This is a genomic window from Pantoea sp. SIMBA_079, from assembly GCF_046940275.1.
GTDB classification, from domain to species: domain Bacteria; phylum Pseudomonadota; class Gammaproteobacteria; order Enterobacterales; family Enterobacteriaceae; genus Pantoea; species Pantoea borealis.
In genome coordinates, this window is sequence record NZ_JAWRYR010000313.1 from 1 (window position 1) to 271 (window position 271).

The window sequence follows — 271 nt, forward strand, 5'->3', positions numbered from 1 at the left end:
CTGAAGTTCATGTACATCGCATCGGTCGTACAGCTCGTGCAGGAAATAGCGGTCTGGCGATTAGTTTCTGTGCTCCGGAAGAAGCACAGCGGGCCAATATCATTTCTGACATGTTGCAGATAAAACTTAACTGGCAAACGCCGCCAGCTAATAGTTCCATTGCGACGCTGGAAGCAGAAATGGCAACGTTGTGTATCGATGGCGGGAAAAAAGCCAAAATGCGCCCGGGTGATGTATTAGGTGCACTGACAGGAGATATCGGGCTTGATGG

At 49.8% G+C, this 271-nt stretch carries 1 protein-coding gene; it reads left to right on the plus strand.

The genetic code is table 11. From position 1 onward, the window contains the following. The coding region (locus tag SB719_RS20170; protein WP_412159744.1) for a DbpA RNA binding domain-containing protein at nucleotides 1–271 on the plus strand (271 nt) is incomplete at both ends.